Genomic DNA, 17,221 nt, shown 5'->3' with positions numbered 1-17,221 from the left:
GCCGGGAAGCGGGGCCTCAGATCGCCAGGAAGCGTTCCAGCGTCTCCTCCAGGACCTCGGCCCCGTCCCTCGCCCACAGGGCGGCGTTGAAGAGCTCCACCTCCACCGGGCCCGTGTGGCCGGTCCGCTCCAGGAGGGCCGTCCAGGCCCGGAGGTCGATCGCGCCCGTGCCCAGCTGGCCCCGGCCGTCGAGGACCCCGGCCGGGAGGGGCGTGGTCCAGTCGGCGAGCTGGAAGGCGTGGACGCGGCCGGCCGCGGCCGCGCGCTCCACCGCCGCCGGGGCCCGGTCGTCCCACCAGAGGTGGTACGTGTCGACGACCACGCCCACCTGGGAGGACGGGAAGCGTTCGGCGATCTCCAGGGCCTGGTCCAGGGTGGAGACGGCGCACCGGTCGGAGGCGTACATCGGGTGGAGCGGTTCGACGGCCAGGCGGACGCCGCGCTCCTCCGCGTACGGGGCCAGTTCGCCGATCGCCTCGGTGATGCGGGCCCGGGCGGCGGGGAGGTCCGGGAAGGCGGGGGTCAGGCCGCCGGAGACCAGGACCAGGGTGTCGGTGCCGAGGGCCGCCGCCTCGTCGACCGCCGCGCGGTTGGGGGCGAGCCAGTCGTCCGAGGTGAAGAAGCCGCCCCGGCAGAGGCTGGTGACCGCCAGGCCCGCCTCCCGTACGAGCCGGGCCGCCGCCTCCACCCCGTACTCCCGGACGGGTTCGCGCCACAGGCCCACGCCCCGGATGCCCAGGCGGACGCAGTGGGAGACGAGGTCGGGGAGGGAGAGCTGCCGGACCGTCATCTGGTTGATCGAGAAGCGCTCGGGGTTCATCGCGGGACTCCGTGGACCGTGAGGAGGGACGCCATGCGGGACTCCGCCAGGGCCGGGTCGGGGAACAGGCCGAGCCCGTCGGCCAGTTCGTACGCGCGGGCGAGGTGCGGGAGGGAGCGGGCGGACTGGAGGCCGCCGACCATCGTGAAGTGGTCCTGGTGTCCGGCCAGCCAGGCCAGGAGGACGACGCCCGTCTTGTAGTAGCGGGTGGGCGGGCGGAACAGGTGGCGGGAGAGCTCCACCGTGGGGTCCAGGAGCGCGCGGAAGCCCTTCGCGTCGCCCGTGTCGAGGGTGCGGACCGCCCGCGCGGCCAGCGGGCCCAGCGGGTCGAAGATCCCGAGCAGGGCGTGGCTGAAGCCCTGTTCGTCGCCCTCGATCAGCTCCGGGTAGTGGAAGTCGTCGCCCGTGTAGCAGCGCACCCCGTCGGGGAGGCGGCGACGCAGCCCGACCTCGCGCCGGGCGTCCAGGAGGGAGACCTTGACGCCGTCGACCTTGTCCGGGTGGGCGGCGATGACGTCGAGGAAGGTCTCCGTCGCCGCGTCGAGGTCGGCCGAGCCCCAGTAGCCGTCGAGCGCCGGGTCGAACACCGGGCCGAGCCAGTGGAGGATCACCGGCTCGCGCGCCTGGCGCAGGAGGTGGCCGTAGACGTCGAGGTAGTCCTCGGGCCCCGTGGCGGCGGCCGCGAGGGCGCGGGAGGCCATCAGGATCGCCCGCGCGCCCGACTCCTCGACGACCGCGAGCTGTTCCTCGTACGCGGCGCGGACCTCCGCGAGGGTGCCGTGCGCGAGCTGGTCGGTGCCCGCGCCGCAGGCGATCCGGCCGCCGACGGCCTTCGCCTCGGCCGCCGAGCGCCGGATCAGCTCGGCCGCGCCCGCCCAGTCGAGGCCCATGCCGCGCTGGGCGGTGTCCATGGCCTCGGCGACCCCAAGGCCGTGGGCCCAGAGGTGGCGGCGGAAGGCGAGGGTGGCGTCCCAGTCGACGGCGGCGGGGCCGTCGGGGGTGGTGTCGGCGTACGGGTCGGCGACGACGTGCGCGGCGGAGAAGACGGTACGGAAGGCCGGGGGCCCGGCCGGGGCGAGCGCCAGCGGGTCGGTGCGGGGTTCGTACGCCCGGAGGCCGCCGCCGGGGGAGGGCAGGAGGATCGTCACGGGGTCACTTCCCTGGTGTCGGTGCGGTGGTCGTCCGGCCGGGGCGTCCTCGTCACAGCGTCACCTCGGGGACGTCGAGGCGGCGGCCCTCGGCCGCGGACCGCAGGCCCAGTTCCGCGAGTTGGACGCCCCGGGCGCCCGCCAGGAGGTCCCAGTGGTAGGGCTCGTCGAGGACGACATGGCGCAGGAACAGCTCCCACTGGGCCTTGAAGCCGTTGTCGAAGACGGCGTTGTCCGGGACCTCCTGCCACTGGTCGCGGAAGGACTCGGCGGCCGGGAGGTCGGGGTTCCAGACCGGCTTCGGGGTGGCCGAGCGGTGCTGGACGCGGCAGCCGCGCAGTCCGGCGACGGCGGAGCCGTGGGTGCCGTCGACCTGGAACTCGACCAGTTCGTCGCGGTGGACGCGGACCGCCCAGGAGGAGTTGATCTGGGCGACGGCCCCGCCCTCGAGGCCGAAGATCCCGTACGCGGCGTCGTCGGCGGTGGCCTCGTAGGGCTTGCCGTGCTCGTCCCAGCGGCGCGGGACGTGGGTGGCGACGTGGGCGGTGACGGAGGTGACCCGGCCGAAGAGCTCGTGGAGCACGTACTCCCAGTGCGGGAACATGTCGACGACGATCCCGCCGCCGTCCTCGGCGCGGTAGTTCCAGCTGGGGCGCTGGGCCTCCTGCCAGTCGCCCTCGAAGACCCAGTAGCCGAACTCGCCCCGTACGGACAGGATCTCGCCGAAGAAGCCGCCGTCGATCAGGCGCTTGAGCTTGCGCAGGCCCGGCAGGAACAGCTTGTCCTGGACGACGCCGTGCTTGACGCCCCTCTCGGTGGCGAGCCGGGCGAGGTCGAGGGCTTCGGCGAGGTCCCCGGCCGTCGGCTTCTCGGTGTAGACGTGCTTCCCGGCGGCGACGGCCCTCCGGATCGCGTCGGCGCGGGCCGGGGTGACCTGCGCGTCGAAGTAGACGTCGACGCTCCCGTCCGCGAGGACCGCGTCGAGGTCGGTGGACCACTCGGTGAGGCCGTGGCGCCCGGCGAGGGCGCGCAGGGCGGCCTCGCGGCGGCCGACGAGGACGGGCTCGGGCCAGAGGACCTCGCCGTTCCCGAGGTCGAGGCCGCCCTGCTCGCGCAGGGCGAGGATCGAGCGGACGAGGTGCTGGCGGTGGCCCATGCGGCCGGTGACGCCGTTCATGGCGATGCGGACGGTCCTGCGCGTCACGGAAGGTTCCTCTCCTCGGATGCCCCGCGCACGATCGCCGGGGTGCCCCGCGCTTGATAGAAAGCGCTTTCTACGGGCAGGAACGCTAGCCTGCCGACAACACCCCCCACAAGGCCCCGGAGGTACGCACGCGATGACCGTCACCCTGGCGGACGTGGCCGCCCGCGCTCGGGTCTCCCCCGCCACCGTCTCCCGCGTCCTCAACGGCAACTACCCGGTGGCCGAGTCCACCAGGGAGCGGGTGCTGCGGGCCGTGGCCGACCTCGACTACGTCCTCAACGGCCCCGCCAGCTCCCTCGCCGCCGCCACGTCCGACCTGGTCGGCGTGCTGGTCAACGACATCGCGGACCCCTTCTTCGGGATCATGGCGAGCGCGGCGCAGACCGCGATCGGCGCGGGCGCCTCCGGGCGCGGCGGGGGCGAGAAGCTCGCCGTCGTCTGCAACACCGGCGGCTCCCCCGAGCGCGAACTCACCTACCTCACGCTGCTCCAGCGGCAGCGGGCCGCCGCCGTGGTCCTCATGGGCGGCTCCCTGGAGGACCCCCGGCGGCTGGCGGCGACGGCCGCCAAACTGTCCCGGCTGGCCGACGCGGGGACCCGGGTCGTGCTGTGCGGACGCCCGCCGGTGGAGGGGGACGCGCACGCGGCGGCCCTCGTCTTCGACCACCGGACCGGCGCGCGCCTCCTCACCGAGCACCTGCTCGGCCTCGGCCACCGGCGCATCGGATACGTGGCGGGACCGGCCGGCCGGACCACGACCCGGCACCGCCTGGAGGGACACCGGGAGGCGCTCGAAGCGGCGGGCGTCGCGGAGGGGCCGACCGTCCACGGCTCGTACGAGCGGGGCGCCGGGCACGCGGCGGTGGCCGGGCTCCTGGCCCGCGACCCGGAGCTGACCGCGATCGTCGCCTGCAACGACACGGTGGCCCTCGGCGTCTGCGCGGCCCTCAGGGAGCGCGGCCTGGACGTTCCCGGCGACGTGTCCGTGGCGGGCTTCGACGACCTGCCGTCCGCCCTCGACGCATTCCCGGCCCTGACGACCGTACGGCTTCCGCTGCACGAGACGGGGGCCCGGGCGGGCCGCCTGGCGACGGACTCGGAGGAGCCCCCGCCGGGCGGCCGCGAGACGGTCCCGGCGGAGCTGGTGGTACGGGGGTCGACGGGGGCGGTACGGGGGTAGGGCCTCCGGCTCCGGCTCCGGCACCGCCACCGACTCCGGCACCGCCACCGGCTCCGGCTCCGGCTCCGGCTCCGGCTCCGGCTCCGGCTCCGGCACGGTCCTCGCGGGACGCTGGCCCCCGCCCCCGCCCCGTACCCCTGTCATACCCGAGAGCCACAAGGCGAGTCGGCTCTCCGGCGGGACGCCGACCACAGCGGCGGCTCCCTACCTTCCGTAACGGAACGCACCCCCGTACGGAAGGACCCCCATGGCGCCCCTCCCCCGACTCCGTCGCGCCCTGCTCACCGCGGTCGTCACCGTCGCCGTCGCCCTGCCGGTCGCCGGGGCCGCGCGCCCCGCCGACGTACCGGCCCCCGTGCCCCCCGCCGTCGCGCCGCTGCGGGCGGACGGCGGGCCGGACGCGCTCGCCGCGGCGCTCGAAGGGCGCTACACGGCGGAGCGGACGGCGCTGGGGGAGGCCGCGCGGACGGCGGAGGAGCACGGGGCGCGGCTGAGGGCCGCGTCGCTGCGGGCGATGGCCGGGGCGGACCGGCGGTTCCTGGAGTTCGACGGGCGGGACGGCGGGCGGAGCGCGGAGGTGGTCGGGGACCTCGCGCGGGCCGGGCGGATCGCGGTCCTCGTGCCCGGCGCCGACACCGGCCTCGACTCCTACGCGCGCTTCCGGGCCGGCGCCGTCGCCCTCCAGCACACCCTCCGGCGGGAGTTCGGCGCCCGGGCCGCCGTCGTCGCCTGGCTCGGCTACCGCACCCCCGCCACCGGCAGCACCGCCTCCCTCACCCCCGGCCGCGCCGACCGGGCGGCGCCCGCGCTCCGCGCGTTCGTCGAGGAGCTGGCGCGGCTGCGGCCCGGCGCCCGGATCACCCTCCTCGGGCACTCGTACGGCTCCGTGGTGTGCGCCCGCGCCGCCGCCGGGCTGCCCGTCGCCGCCCTCGTCCTCTACGGGAGCCCGGGGGCCGGCGCCGACCGCGCCGCCGACCTGCGCACGGACGCCGCCGTCTGGGCCGGGCGGGCGGCCGGCGACTGGATCGCCGACGTGCCCCATCTGCGCGTCCCCCTCCCCGCGGGCGGCGAACTCGGCTTCGGGGCCGACCCCGTGGAGCCGGGGTTCGGGGCCCGCCGGTTCGCCGCGGGCGACGGCGGCCACGGCGACTACCTGGCCCCCGGCTCCGTGCCCCTGCGCAACCTCGCCCGGATCGTCGACGGAAGGGAGCCCGACCGTGCGTGAGACCGCCCCCGTGACCGCTCCGGCCACCGGACCGAGGGGGGCCGTGCGCGCGCTCGTCCGCCGGACGGCCGCCGCGACCCCGCCGGAGCGCGACCGCGCCCTCGACGCGCTGCGCGCCCTCGCCGTCCTCGGCGTGGTCCTCGGCCACTGGCTCGTCACCGCCCTCGTCGCCGACAGCGGCACCCTGCGCGTCGAGAGCCCCCTGGGCCACCTGCCCGAATTCACCCCGGTCTCCTGGGCGTTCCAGACCCTCGCCGTGTTCTTCCTGGTCGGCGGGTACGTCGCCGCCCGCGCCCGCGGCGAGGGCGGCGGCCACCGGACCGCCGCCCGGCTGCGCCGGCTGTTCCGGCCCGTCGTCCCGCTGCTCGCGGTCTGGCTCGTCGCCGCGGCCGGGATGCTCGCCTGCGGCGTCCCCTGGCGGACGGTCCAGACGCTCGGGAAGCTCGTGCTCTCCCCGCTGTGGTTCCTGCTCGTCCTGGCCGCCCTCACCGCCGCCACCCCGCTGGTCGCGCGCGTCCACCCGCTGTGGCCGTTCGCCGTCGTCCTCCACGTCGACCTGGTCCGCTTCGGCCTCGACGGCCCCGGCGCGGCCGGCTGGCTCAACCTGCCCGCGGGCTGGCTCGTCCCGTACTGCCTCGGCGCGCTCCTCGCCCGCCGCGGCCCGCTCGCCCCGGCCACCGCCTGGACGCTGCTCCTCGGCGGTGGGGCCGCGACCGGCCTGCTCGTCGTCCTCGCCGGCTACCCGGCCTCCATGGTGGGCGTCCCCGGCGCGCCGGTCTCCAACCTCGCCCCGCCCACGCTCGCCGCCGTCACCTTCGGCCTCGCCCAGTGCGGCGGCGTGCTCCTGCTCCTCGGGCCCCTCCGGCGCGCCCTGCGCCGGCCCGCCGCCCGGACGGCCGTGGCCCTGCTCAACCTCGGCGCCATGACGGTCTTCCTCTGGCACCAGACCGCCATGATCGCCGTCACCGCCGGCGGCCTTCTCGCCGCGGACCTGCTCGGCCACGGGCCGCTCGCCGGACTGCACACCGTTCCCGACGGCCACGCCTGGGTCCTCGCCCGGCTCGGCTGGCTCCCGCTCTTCGCGGGCGCGCTGCTGGTCTGCGGCGCCGCCTTCCACGCGTACGAACGCACCGCCCCGGCCCCCGTGCGGCGGCCCGGCACCACGACGGAGGCACCCCGTGCATAGGCTGGGGCGGAGAAACGAACACACGGGCGGGGGAAGCGCGTTGGGGGACGGGTCACGGTGGGAGGGCGCGCTGCGCGCGGTCCCGGGCGTCCTGCGCGCCGACCTGCGGCCGGGGCGCCGCGACCCGCTGCCCCGCCACCGCCACCTCGGCCGGCTCGCCCACGGGCACGTCGTGCTGTTCTGCGTGCTCATGGGCGTCTGGAACGCGAACCTCCACGAGCGCCTCATGGAGCCCGTCACCGGCGCCGTCCCGCTGCTCGTCGTCCTGCAGAGCGCCGCGCCCGTCCTGGCCCTCTTCCGGCCCGCTGCCGCCCTGTGGGTCTCCGTCGCCGCGCTCGCCCTCCTCGCCACCCTGACCTCGGGGGTCTTCGGCGCCGCGTGGCCCTGGAGCGCGCCGGACATCGCGCTGCACACCCTCGTGCTGCTCCTGCTCGCGCTCCGCGTGCGCCCCGCCGCCTCCGCCGCCGCCCTCGGGGCCTCCCTGCTCACCGGGATCGGCGCCGCGGTCCCGCACCACGTCCCGGGGCCCCACACCCTCGTCCAGGGCGCCGTCGCCTTCGCCCTCGCCGTCGTCCTCGGGACCTCGCTGCGCGCGACCCGCGTCTCCCGCGGCCGCCTCGTCGAGCAGGAGGAGCTGACCGCCGGGGAACGGGCCCGGCGCGCCCTCCTGGAGGAGCGCGGGCGCATCGCCCGCGAGCTCCACGACGTCGTCGCCCACCACATGTCCGTCATCTCGATCCAGGCCCAGGTCGCCCCGCACCTGGTGGCCGACCCGTCCCCCGAGCTCCGCGAGAACCTGGCGGGCATCCGGCAGAACGCCGTGGACGCCCTCACCGAACTCCGGCGCGTCCTCGGCGTCCTGCGCGGCGACGGCGACCCGGGCGACGCCGCCGCCGGGGTGCGGCACGCCCCGCAGCCCACGCTCGACCGGCTGGACGACCTCCTCGCCAACGTCCGGAGCGCCGGACTGGACGTCACCGCCGGGACCCGGGGCACGCCCCGGCCGCTTTCCCCGGGCACCGAGCTGTCCGCGTACCGCATCGTCCAGGAGGCGCTGAGCAACGCCGTGCGGCACGCGCCCGGTTCCCGGGTCTCGGTGTCGGTCCACCACCATCCGGCCGGGCTGACCGTCCGGGTCACCAACACCGCCGGCCGCCCGGCCGGCCGTGCTCCCGCCGGTCCCGCCCGGGAGCCCGGTCACGGACTGCTCGGTATGCGGGAGCGCACCGCCATGCTGGGCGGCGAACTCGCCGTGGGTCCCACCTCCGACGGCGGCTGGGAGGTCACGGCCGTCCTGCCCGCCGACGCCCCGGGGCCGGGACCCGCCTCCACGAAGGACGGTTCATGAACCACGTCATCAGGGTCCTCATAGCGGACGACCAGGTCATGGTGCGGCAGGGCTTCACGGTCCTGCTGAACGCCGAGCCCGGCATCGAGGTGGTCGGCCAGGCCGTCGACGGCGCCGACGCCGTCGCCCGGGCCGCGGCGCTCGCCCCCGACGTCGTCCTCATGGACGTCCGGATGCCCGGCACCGGCGGCATCGAGGCCACCCGGCTGCTCACCGCCCCCGCCGACGCCACCGTCAAGGTGCTCGTGCTGACCACCTTCGACCTGGACGAGTACGTGTACGAGGCGCTGCGCGCCGGCGCGTCCGGCTTCCTCCTCAAGGACGCGTCGGCCGAGGAACTCGCCGAGGCGGTACGGGTCGTGGCGCGCGGCGAGGCCCTGCTCGCGCCCCGGCTGACCAAGCGGCTGATCGCGGAGTTCGCCCGGCTCAGCCCCGCCCCGCACGTGCGGCCCGCGGGGCGCCTGGGCGGTCTGTCGGAGCGCGAGACCGAGGTCCTGGCGCTCATCGCGCAGGGCCTTTCCAACGCCGAGATCGCGGCCCGGCTCGTCGTCGCCGAGCAGACGGTGAAGACCTATGTGAGCCGCATCCTGACCAAGCTGTCCCTGCGCGACCGGACCCAGGCCGCCGTCCACGCGTACGAGAGCGGTCTGGTCCGCCCCGGCGGGCGGTGACCGGGCCGGGCCCCGGGCCGCGCCCGGAGTCCGGCCCCGCGTCAGATCGCCGCGCGGTAGAAGTACGTCCTCCGGTACGCGATCTTGCCGTCCCGGACCAGGTACGTGTCGGCGAAGCCCTCGTCCAGGGCGGTGCCGTCGCGGCTCGCGCCGCGGAAGCGGCCCCAGCAGGCCGCCGCGGCGAGGCCGCCGGTGACCTGGTCGACCTCGTGGGCGCCGGAGGCGATGATCCGCTCGTGCTCGTAGAAGTGGCGGATCCGCTCCAGGCCCTCCAGGGCCGGATAGCCGGGGCGCTCGTAGACCGCGTCGTCGGCGAAGACCTCGCCGAGGTCGTCCCACGAGCGGGAGTCGACCACCTGGAACAGCCGGGCCACCAGCGAGTCGGCGGTCACCGGGGGGTGTGTGCGTGCCGTCATGACCGTGCTCCTTCGTTGCGTGTCGTCGTCGGAAGGGCGGGGGCGGTGCGCGCCGGGAGGGTGGTTCGGCGCGCACCGGTGGAGCGTGTGCGGCGGGATGGTTCAGTACGCGTCGGCGCGGGCCTTGTCGAAGGCCGTCGCCAGGCGGGAGACGCCCTCCCGTCGCTGCTCCTCGTCGAGGGTCGCGAAGGAGAGCCGCAGCAGCCGGGAGCCGTCCTGCTCGATGCAGAACGGCGCGCCGGGCACGAGCGCGAGCCCCTGCGCCAGGGCGTGTTCGTACAGCAGGTCCGAGGTGACCCGGGGGTCGTCCACGGCGCACCAGAAGAACAGGCCGCCGCGCGGGTCGTCGAAGGCGAGCCACGGCAGCCGCTCGCGCAGCAGCGCCGCCGTCGCCCGCGCCTTGCCCCCGTACAGGGTGCGCAGCCGGGCGAGGTGGGCGGGGAGGAACGCCGGGTCGCCGAGGAGTTCGGCGAGGACGTACTGGCCGAAGGTGTTCGTCTGGAGGTCGCTGCTCTGCTTGGCCGCGACCAGTTCGCCGATCAGGCCCGCCGGGGCGGTCAGCCCGGCCACCCGGAAGCCGGGACAGAGCGTCTTCGACAGGCTCATCAGCCGGATCACCCGGTCGCCGTGCACGTCCGTGGACGGCAGCCGCTCCCCGTCGAACGCCAGGTCGCCGTACGGGTCGTCCTCGACGATCAGGAAGCCGTAGCGGTCGGCCAGGGCCGCCAGGTCCCGGCGGCGCTCCTCCGTGAGCACGCCGCCGGTGGGGTTGTGGAAGTGCGGGACGACGTAGACCAGTTTGGGCCGGGCCCCGGCGGCGAGCCGCTCCGCCAGGACGTCCGTCCTCATGCCGTCGCGGTCCGTGGGCAGCGGCAGGAGCCGGGCCCCGGCGCCCCGGAAGGACTGGACGGCGCCCAGGTAGCTGGGGTCGTCCAGGGCCACCAGGTCGCCCTCGTCGAGGAGGGTCCTGGCGACCAGGTCCAGGCCCTGCTGGCTGCCGCCGGTGACCATCGCCCGCTCGGGGCCGACCGGTGCGCCGGTCTCGCCCGCGCGCCGGGCCACGGCCTCGCGCATCGCCGGGACGCCGGCCGTGGAGGCGTACTGGAGGGCGGCGGCGGCCGATCGGGAGAGGATCCGGTCGGTGATCGCGGCGAGGCGGTCCACGGGGAAGCTGTCGGGGGCCGGGATGCCCCCGGCCATCGACAGGACGCCGGGCGCGTTCGCGGCCGACAGGATGCGGTCGATGGCGTCGGAGCGGCCCCAGGAGGTGCGCCGGGCGAGGAGGCGCGTGAAGTCCCCGGGCGCCGCGCCCTCGCCGCCGTCGCGCGTGACGGTCCCGCGAGCGTCGCGCGTCACGGCCCCGTCGCCGCCGTCGTCCGTCACGGTCCCGTGGTCGTCGCCCGTCATGACCCCACCGCCGTCTTCTCCGTCGCCCCCGGCTCCGCGCCGATCTGCGGCGGGAAGTCCTTCAGGCGCCAGACCGGGGAGAGGAGCACCACGAGGACCGCCGAGAGGAAGGCCCCGGCGGTCACGAAGAGCGTCTCGCGCAGGCCGATCAGGTCGCCCAGCCAGCCGCCGAGGAGCGCGCCGAGCGGGAGCATCCCCCAGGACACGAAGCGGTAGCCGGCGTTCATCCGGCCGAGCAGTTCGTCCGGGGTGATCGACTGGCGCAGGCTGATGATGTGGATGTTGGCCATCGTGCCGCCCGCGCCGATCAGCGCGAACGCGGCGACGAACAGGACCAGGGTGAGGATCCCGTCGTTCGCCGGGGCCAGCGGGATGATCACGGGGGCCGCGCAGCACAGCACGAGCGCCGCCAGGATCGCGGGGCCGAGCCCCATGGTCCGCTTGAGGCTCCGGGCAACCAGGGAGCCGCCGAGCGAGCCGACCGCGCCGGTGCCGAGCAGCAGGCCGATGGTCCCCGGGGAGAGGTCCAGGCGCCGGGCCGCGTACAGCACGAAGACGGTCTGGAGCGACATCCAGCAGAAGTTGTAGAGCCCGGACTGCAGGGCGCAGGCCCGCAGGTGGGCGCTGTGCCAGATGATCCGGATGCCGTCGCCGACGCTCTTCCACAGGCCTGTGGGGCGCTCGGGGACGACCGGCGGCGGCTCGGGCCTGCGGATCGTGAGCAGCGTGACCACGGAGACCAGGTACGAGGCGCCGTTGATGAGCAGCGCGTACGGCGCCGTGACCCAGCCGATGAGCAGACCGGCGAGGCCGGGGCCGCCGATCTGCGCGAGGGAACTGGTGCCCTGGAGCTTGCTGTTGCCCTCCACCAGGTGTTCCTTGCCGATGAGGGTCGGCAGGTACGACTGGTAGGCGACGTCGAAGACGACGGTGAGCGCCCCGATGAGCAGGGCCGCCACGTACACGAACTCGATGCGCAGCAGGTCCGTCACGGCGAGCAGGGGGACCGCCGTGACGAGCAGCGCGCGTCCCACGTTCGCCGTGATCATCAGCGGGCGGCGGCGGACGCGGTCGACCCAGACCCCGACGAGCAGGGTGACGAGCAGGAACGGGGCGTAGGAGGCGGCGTTCACCAGGCCGACCTGGGAGGAGGACGCGTCCAGGGTGAGCACCGCCGTCAGGGGCAGCGCCAGGGTGGTGACCTGGGCGCCGATCTGGGAGATGCCCTCGCCCGTCCAGAACTTCATGAACTCGGCGTCGCGCCACAGCGCTCCGCGCTCGCGGCCCCCGGCGGCGGCGGGTGCGCCGTCGCCGGGGGCCGCCGGAGCCGCCGGCCCGGTGGGGCCGGCGGGTTCCGTCGAGCCGTTCGAGTCGGTGGACTCGGTCACCTTTCGCCCTCGCCGTCCGCCGGGTCGGCCACGTGGAAGGCGCAGCCGATCTGGGCCCCGCGCAACATGCTGACGATGCCGACGGCCGGGTCGGTGACGCCCCGGGCCAGGGTTCCGGCGTACGTTCCGTCGACCATGAGGGTCCCGTAGGCGACGGCCATGTCCTCGGTGGTGACGCCGTCCTCGGAGAGGAACCGCTCGGTGGTGGGGAGCAGGCGGCGCTGGAGGACGAAGGGGCCGCCGACGGCCTGGTGGAGCTTCTCCACCCACTCCTTCTGGTCGGTGGTCCAGCCGGGGGTGACGCCGACGCCGCCGTAGAGCAGCGTCGGCTTGAGGACCAGGAGGTCCTTGTTGGCGACGGCGTACGGCAGGAGGTCGATCTTCTCGCCCTCGAAGGTGACCTTCTCGTCGCGCACGAAGCGGGTCCAGGGCAGGATCCGGTCGACGAGGGCCCGCTCCTCCTCGGTGAGGGCGGCCCGGTTGCGCTCGTCGCTGAGCATCGCGAGGCTGCCCTTGTTGCCGTACAGCTCGCAGTCGAGCGAGGCGAACAGCTCGACCTGCCCGGCCTCGGCGGCGTCCAGGAGCGGGTTGACGAGGTCGTACGTGCGGGGCTCGTCCGGCATCTCGCCGGGCAGGAACAGGCGGTAGACGACGTCGACGCGCCGCCCGTCGTACACGACCTTGCCGTCCTCGTAGGTGAAGTCCCCGAGGTGGCAGACGACCGGTTCGAAGCCGAGGTCCTTGAAGGCGGGGACGACGAACTCCATCCAGCACTTGGACTTCTCGAAGCCGTCGGGCCAGTCGGTGATGGCGAGCAGCGGGCGCTCGATCCCGGCGAGGGACGGGGCCTGGCGGCGCAGCACGTCGGTGATGCGGGCCAGCGGGTCGGGGTAGACCAGGTTCTCGGCGGCGGCGAAGGCCGCGAACTCCTCGTCCTTGATCAGGGCGCGGGCGAACTCGCCCATCTGCCAGCCGCCGAGCGAGGTGCCGGTGTTCAGCTCCATGAGGCGGAAGCCGTCGGTCTCGCGGTAGAGGTCGGCGCGGGAGAGCGGCGGGATCTCGTCGACCGCGCCGCGCAGCACCAGGTCGGCCTGGGTGTCGCTCATGCCGACGGCCTTGGCGAAGGCGTGCAGGTCGCCGCCGAAGAGGCGGCCGGGGACGGACTTGAGGAGCTCGAAGAGGCCGTTGAGGTCGCGTTCGAGGCCGGCGACGTCGTCGGCGCTGAGGAAGACGGGGCGGTTGAGGCCCTCGCCGCCGCCGGCGCCGTAGCGGAACCACTCGACGCCCCGGACGCCGGAGACCGTCATGCGGGCGGCGGTGCGCTCGTGGTCGAAGAAGCGGCGGGTGACGGCGTTCTCGACGCGGGCGCCCAGCTTGTGGGTGCCGACGCCGGTCACCTCGGTGCGGGAGAGGCCCTCGGCCCGGTCCAGGGCGCGGCGGGTCTCGACCGGGTTCTCGCCGACGGCGATGAGGGCGGCGGAGCGCGGGGTGAGGCCGCGCGGCGGGAGCTGGAGCTCGTCGCCGGGCTCGGCGAGGGCCACGGCCTCGACCAGGCCGTCGACCTCGGAGGGGTCGGGCAGGACGACCCGGTCGACGGTGCCGTCGTACGAGGGGTAGAGGAAGCGGATCTCGCCGCTGAGCGCGCGGGTGGGGGTGAGGTCGGGGACGCGCTCGAAGGCGATCTCGGCGGCGGCGACGGCCAGGTCGATGCCGGTGGCGAGCTGGTGGACGTGCGGGATGAGGTCGCCGCCCAGGCGTCCGTTCAGCTCGATCAGGCGCGGCCCGTCGGCGCTGACGCGCAGCTCGGTGTGGGTGACGCCGTAGTCGACGCCGACGGCCCGGTGGGAGTCCTCGACCAGCCGCACGACGGCCTCGGCCCAGGGCTCGTCCTTCCAGCCGGTGACCAGGTGGCCGACCTCCTCGAAGTACGGCTGGGGGCCGAGGCGCTTGCGGGCGACGCAGACGGGGGTGACGACGCCGTCCACGACGGTGCTGTCCACGCTGAGTTCGGGGCCCTCGACGTACTCCTCGACGAGGACGGTGTCGGCGGTGCCCGCGCCCTGGAGGCGGCTGGCGGCGGCGAGCCGGTAGGCCTGGCGCAGGCCGTCGGCGTCGCGGGCCACCATGACGCCGAAGCTGCCGCCGAGGGTGCGGGGCTTGACGACGACGGGGAAGCCGATGGTCTCGGCGGCGGCGACGGCCTCGTCCTCACTGGCGGCCGGGGCGTGGCGGACGGCCGCCATCCCGGCGGCCTCCAGGGCCTGCCGGGTGGCGTACTTGTCGCGGCAGATCTTGGCGGCGGCCGGGTCCATGGCCCGCAGGCCGAGGCGCGCGGCGACCGAGGAGACGGCGGCGAGCGACCACTCGTCCCAGGTGACGATGGCGGCCTCGGCGACCTCGCCGCGCAGGTCGGCGACGGAGGGGAAGAGCTTGTGCGCGTCCGTCGTGTCGGCGATCCGGTGGGTGTCGACGTACTTCGCCTGCCAGCTGGGCGCCTCGGGGGCGATCAGGGTGACCTCGTACCGCGCGGCGAGGGAGGCGAGCGCGTACTCCCGGTACTGACGGATGCGGCTGCCGACCAGGATGACGCGCGGGCGTTCAGTGGTCATGACGGACACGGTGTGTGTTCCTTTCCGATGCGGTGCGGGGTGGGGCAGGCGGTGCGGGTGGTGCGGGTGTGATCCGATTACGCGTCCAGGGGCGTGCAGGTGAGCCGGAAGCCGTTCGCGGAGGTCTCGATGGCCTCCTCCACGGCGGCGGTGGAGGGGCCGCGGAAGCGGAAGCGGGTGCCGACGTGCTCGTATCCGCTGATCGGCGGGACCCGCTGGCCGACGGGCACGTGCAGCACCGCGTACGGCTTGCGGTCCTCGGCGGGCGGCGCGGTCCAGTCGGCGCGCTCGACCAGGCAGGGCGCGGGGACGGGCAGCGGCAGGAGCAGGTAGCCGCCGACCTCGCCGGTCTTGAGGGTCGGCAGGACCGGCACCCGGCCGAGCTGGAGGTCGGCCGCGGCGGCCATCAGGTCGGCGTCGTGGACGTCCCGCCAGGTGAAGGGGATCTCTCCGCCGCCGACCCGGGCCCCGCACTCCAGGAAGACCAGGGCGGGGCCGCCGTCCGCGTCCCGGGTGACGAACGCCTCCAGGTGGAAGACCCACGGCCGGCCCCCGCCGAGGGCGGCCCCGACGGCGGCGGCGAACGGCTCCACGGCGGCGAGCAGCACCGGGTCGTCCTCCTCGACCGAGCCCAGCCAGTTGCCCTGGGTGAAGTCGGCGCAGGTGCCGCCGACGTAGCGGGAGGCGGTCCAGCTGCCGAGCCGGTCGCCCTCCCACAGGCCGTCGATGTGCAGGATCGGGGCGTCGACGTACGCCTGGGCGAGAAAGGGCTCGGCCGCGAGGTCGGCGGCCAGTTCCGGGTGCGCGTCCAGGTCGGCCGGGGAGTCGAGCCGGACCACTCCCCTGCTGGCGGTGCCCCGGTGCGGCTTGCAGACCAGCGGCCAGCCGTGGGCGCGCCCGAACTCCCGTACGGCGTCGGGGTCGGGGACGTGGGCGAGCGGCGGCACCGGGATGCCGGCGGCGGCCACCGTCGTGCACATCAGGAGCTTGTCGCGGAAGACGGCGAGCTCCTCCGGGGTCTGCCCGGCGATCCCGAACTCCTCGCGGACCAGGGCCGCCGTGTCGAGGTCTCCCTCGTTGAGCGCGAGCAGCGCCTCCGGCGGGCCGTACCGCTCGACGAGCGAGGCGAGGGCTTCGCGGACGGCGGGCAGGTCGTCGGTGAGGCCGACGGTGACGACGGCCTCGGCGCCCCCGGGGACGGAGGACCGGCCGAGCTCGGTGCTGATGTAGGTGACCCGGTGGGTGCCGTGGTCGACGTAGTCGGCGTACAGCGCGTGGGTGTCCCGCCAGCGGTGCAGGACCGTCACGTGCGGGCGGGGCCTGGTCATGCGGTCGCCTCCTCCGCGTCCGCCGGGGCGTCGGCCAGCCAGGACAGGGCGGCGGCCACCATGGAGCGGACGCCGACGAGCAGGGCCGGGCCCGACTGCGGGGCGAAGGTGGGGGCGTGGTTCTGCGGGATGTCCTCGTCGAGGCGGCCGGCGGCGAACGCGGCCGTGAACACCTCCGGGTCGAGGCCGCCCCAGAACCAGTACACGGACGGCACCTGGGCCGCCGTCGCCAGGATGCCGAAGTCCTCGCTGGCCGTGGTCGGGCCCATCGTCATCACGGCCCCGTCGCCGAAGGCCTTCCGGTGCGCGTCGGCGACCCGCTCGGCGGCGGCCGTGTCGTTGACCGTCATCGGCAGGTGGTAGACGGAGGTGATCTCCGGCTCGGCGGTCGCTCCGGCCGCGTCCGACTCGGCCTTGGCCAGGCGCTCGATGGCGGCGAGGACCTTGTCGCGGACGGGGGCCGAGCTGGTGCGGACGTTGATGCCGAGTTCGGCCGTGTCCGGGATGACGGCGGCCGTGGTGCCCGCGTGCAGCTTGCCGACGGTGACCACCACCGGCTCCTGGGCGGGGGTCTCGCGGGAGACGATGGTCTGGAGCCGCAGGACCAGCGAGGCGGCCATGAGGACCGGGTCCACGGCCGACTCCGGCTTGGAGCCGTGGCCGCCGCGCCCGAAGAGCTTCACCGTGATGGAGTCCGTGGCGCCCATGACGGTGCCGGGGCAGGTGGCGATGAGGCCGACGGGGCCGGGGCCGACGTGCTGGCCGAGGATGACGTCCGGCTTCGGGAAGCGCTCGAACAGGCCGTCGTCGACCATCGACCGGGCGCCGTAGCCGCTCTCCTCGCCGGGCTGGAAGACGGCGACGACCGTGCCGTTCCAGTGGTCCGTGCGGGAGGAGAGCAGCGCGCACGCCCCGATCAGGGCGGCGACGTGCAGATCGTGGCCGCAGGCGTGCATCACCGGGACCTCGGCGCCGGAGTCGTCGGTGGCGGTCGCGGTGCTCGCGTACGGCAGGCCCGTGGCCTCCTTCACGGGCAGCGCGTCCATGTCGGCGCGCAGCATGACCACGGGTCCCTCGCCGTTGCGCAGGACGGCGACCACGCCGGTGCGGCCCACGCCGGTGGTGATCTCCCAGCCGCCCTGCGCCGCGAGCCGCTCCGCGACGAGCGCCGCCGTCCGCTTCTCCTGGAAGGCGAGCTCGGGGTGGGCGTGCAGGTCCTTGTAGTCGGCCTCCAGGGCGGGGAACAGCGGTTCCAGCGCGTCGAGCACTGCGGTCAGGGAGTCCATGGCGT

The 17,221-nt window shown here is 75.4% G+C and carries 14 protein-coding genes; 5 read left to right on the top strand and 9 right to left on the bottom strand.

What is annotated here, in order from left to right; genetic code table 11:
* Positions 1–16: 16 nt before the first annotated feature.
* The 3 genes from ACIQVI_RS08455 to ACIQVI_RS08445 are packed head-to-tail and all read right to left on the bottom strand — an operon-like array spanning position 17 to position 3,172.
* Complete coding sequence (locus ACIQVI_RS08455; RefSeq protein ID WP_403592807.1) at positions 17–820, bottom strand: sugar phosphate isomerase/epimerase family protein; 804 nt, start codon at positions 818–820, stop codon at positions 17–19.
* On the bottom strand, positions 817–1,968 hold the full coding sequence (locus ACIQVI_RS08450) for a dihydrodipicolinate synthase family protein (protein ID WP_403592804.1): 1,152 nt from the start codon (positions 1,966–1,968) through the stop codon (positions 817–819). Before ACIQVI_RS08450 ends, ACIQVI_RS08455 begins: the two co-directional genes overlap by 4 nt.
* Before the next feature lie 52 nt (positions 1,969–2,020).
* Complete coding sequence (locus tag ACIQVI_RS08445) at positions 2,021–3,172, bottom strand: Gfo/Idh/MocA family oxidoreductase (RefSeq protein WP_351969221.1); 1,152 nt, start codon at positions 3,170–3,172, stop codon at positions 2,021–2,023.
* 133 nt (positions 3,173–3,305) lie between these two features.
* On the opposite strand from ACIQVI_RS08445, the gene ACIQVI_RS08440 reads away from it, so the two are divergent.
* The 5 genes from ACIQVI_RS08440 to ACIQVI_RS08420 all read left to right on the top strand — a co-directional run bounded on the left by ACIQVI_RS08440 (position 3,306) and on the right by ACIQVI_RS08420 (position 8,782).
* Complete coding sequence (locus ACIQVI_RS08440) at positions 3,306–4,352, top strand: LacI family DNA-binding transcriptional regulator (protein WP_403592800.1); 1,047 nt, start codon at positions 3,306–3,308, stop codon at positions 4,350–4,352.
* Positions 4,353–4,599: 247 nt separating this feature from the next.
* A complete protein-coding gene (locus ACIQVI_RS08435; RefSeq protein ID WP_403592797.1) occupies positions 4,600–5,577 on the top strand; it encodes an alpha/beta hydrolase in 978 nt (325 codons plus the stop codon).
* A 43-nt stretch (positions 5,578–5,620) separates the two neighbouring features.
* A complete protein-coding gene (locus ACIQVI_RS08430; protein ID WP_403594479.1) occupies positions 5,621–6,763 on the top strand; it encodes an acyltransferase in 1,143 nt (380 codons plus the stop codon).
* 40 nt (positions 6,764–6,803) lie between these two features.
* Positions 6,804–8,111, top strand: a complete 1,308-nt coding sequence (locus tag ACIQVI_RS08425; RefSeq protein WP_403592794.1) for a sensor histidine kinase — start codon at positions 6,804–6,806, stop codon at positions 8,109–8,111.
* A complete protein-coding gene (locus ACIQVI_RS08420) occupies positions 8,108–8,782 on the top strand; it encodes a response regulator (protein WP_403592791.1) in 675 nt (224 codons plus the stop codon). The genes ACIQVI_RS08425 and ACIQVI_RS08420 overlap by 4 nt, the downstream gene beginning before the upstream one ends.
* Positions 8,783–8,823: 41 nt before the next feature.
* Here ACIQVI_RS08420 and ACIQVI_RS08415 read toward each other — a convergent pair whose 3' ends face one another.
* The 6 genes from ACIQVI_RS08415 to ACIQVI_RS08390 form a co-directional block, all read right to left on the bottom strand.
* Positions 8,824–9,198 carry a nuclear transport factor 2 family protein gene (locus tag ACIQVI_RS08415; RefSeq protein WP_053640853.1) on the bottom strand — a complete coding sequence of 125 codons (375 nt, stop codon included), beginning with the start codon at positions 9,196–9,198 and terminating at the stop codon, positions 8,824–8,826.
* Between the two features lie 102 nt (positions 9,199–9,300).
* Positions 9,301–10,605 (bottom strand): PLP-dependent aminotransferase family protein, encoded by a 1,305-nt coding sequence (locus ACIQVI_RS08410; RefSeq protein ID WP_403592788.1) that lies wholly within the window; start codon positions 10,603–10,605, stop codon positions 9,301–9,303.
* Complete coding sequence (locus tag ACIQVI_RS08405; RefSeq protein WP_403592785.1) at positions 10,602–11,993, bottom strand: MFS transporter; 1,392 nt, start codon at positions 11,991–11,993, stop codon at positions 10,602–10,604. The genes ACIQVI_RS08410 and ACIQVI_RS08405 overlap by 4 nt, the downstream gene beginning before the upstream one ends.
* A complete protein-coding gene (locus ACIQVI_RS08400; RefSeq protein WP_403592782.1) occupies positions 11,990–14,602 on the bottom strand; it encodes an ATP-grasp domain-containing protein in 2,613 nt (870 codons plus the stop codon). Before ACIQVI_RS08400 ends, ACIQVI_RS08405 begins: the two co-directional genes overlap by 4 nt.
* Before the next feature lie 77 nt (positions 14,603–14,679).
* Positions 14,680–15,930 carry a biotin carboxylase gene (locus ACIQVI_RS08395; RefSeq protein WP_351971642.1) on the bottom strand — a complete coding sequence of 417 codons (1,251 nt, stop codon included), beginning with the start codon at positions 15,928–15,930 and terminating at the stop codon, positions 14,680–14,682.
* Positions 15,927–17,216, bottom strand: coding sequence for an amidohydrolase (locus ACIQVI_RS08390; RefSeq protein WP_403592778.1), 1,290 nt, complete (start codon positions 17,214–17,216; stop codon positions 15,927–15,929). The genes ACIQVI_RS08395 and ACIQVI_RS08390 overlap by 4 nt, the downstream gene beginning before the upstream one ends.
* Positions 17,217–17,221: the final 5 nt, after the last annotated feature.

The sequence above is a fragment of the Streptomyces sp. NPDC098101 genome (genome assembly GCF_044760185.1).
Taxonomy (GTDB): domain Bacteria; phylum Actinomycetota; class Actinomycetes; order Streptomycetales; family Streptomycetaceae; genus Streptomyces.
Note: the sequence above shows the minus strand (reverse complement) of the source record. Positions and strands in the feature narration are given on the sequence as shown.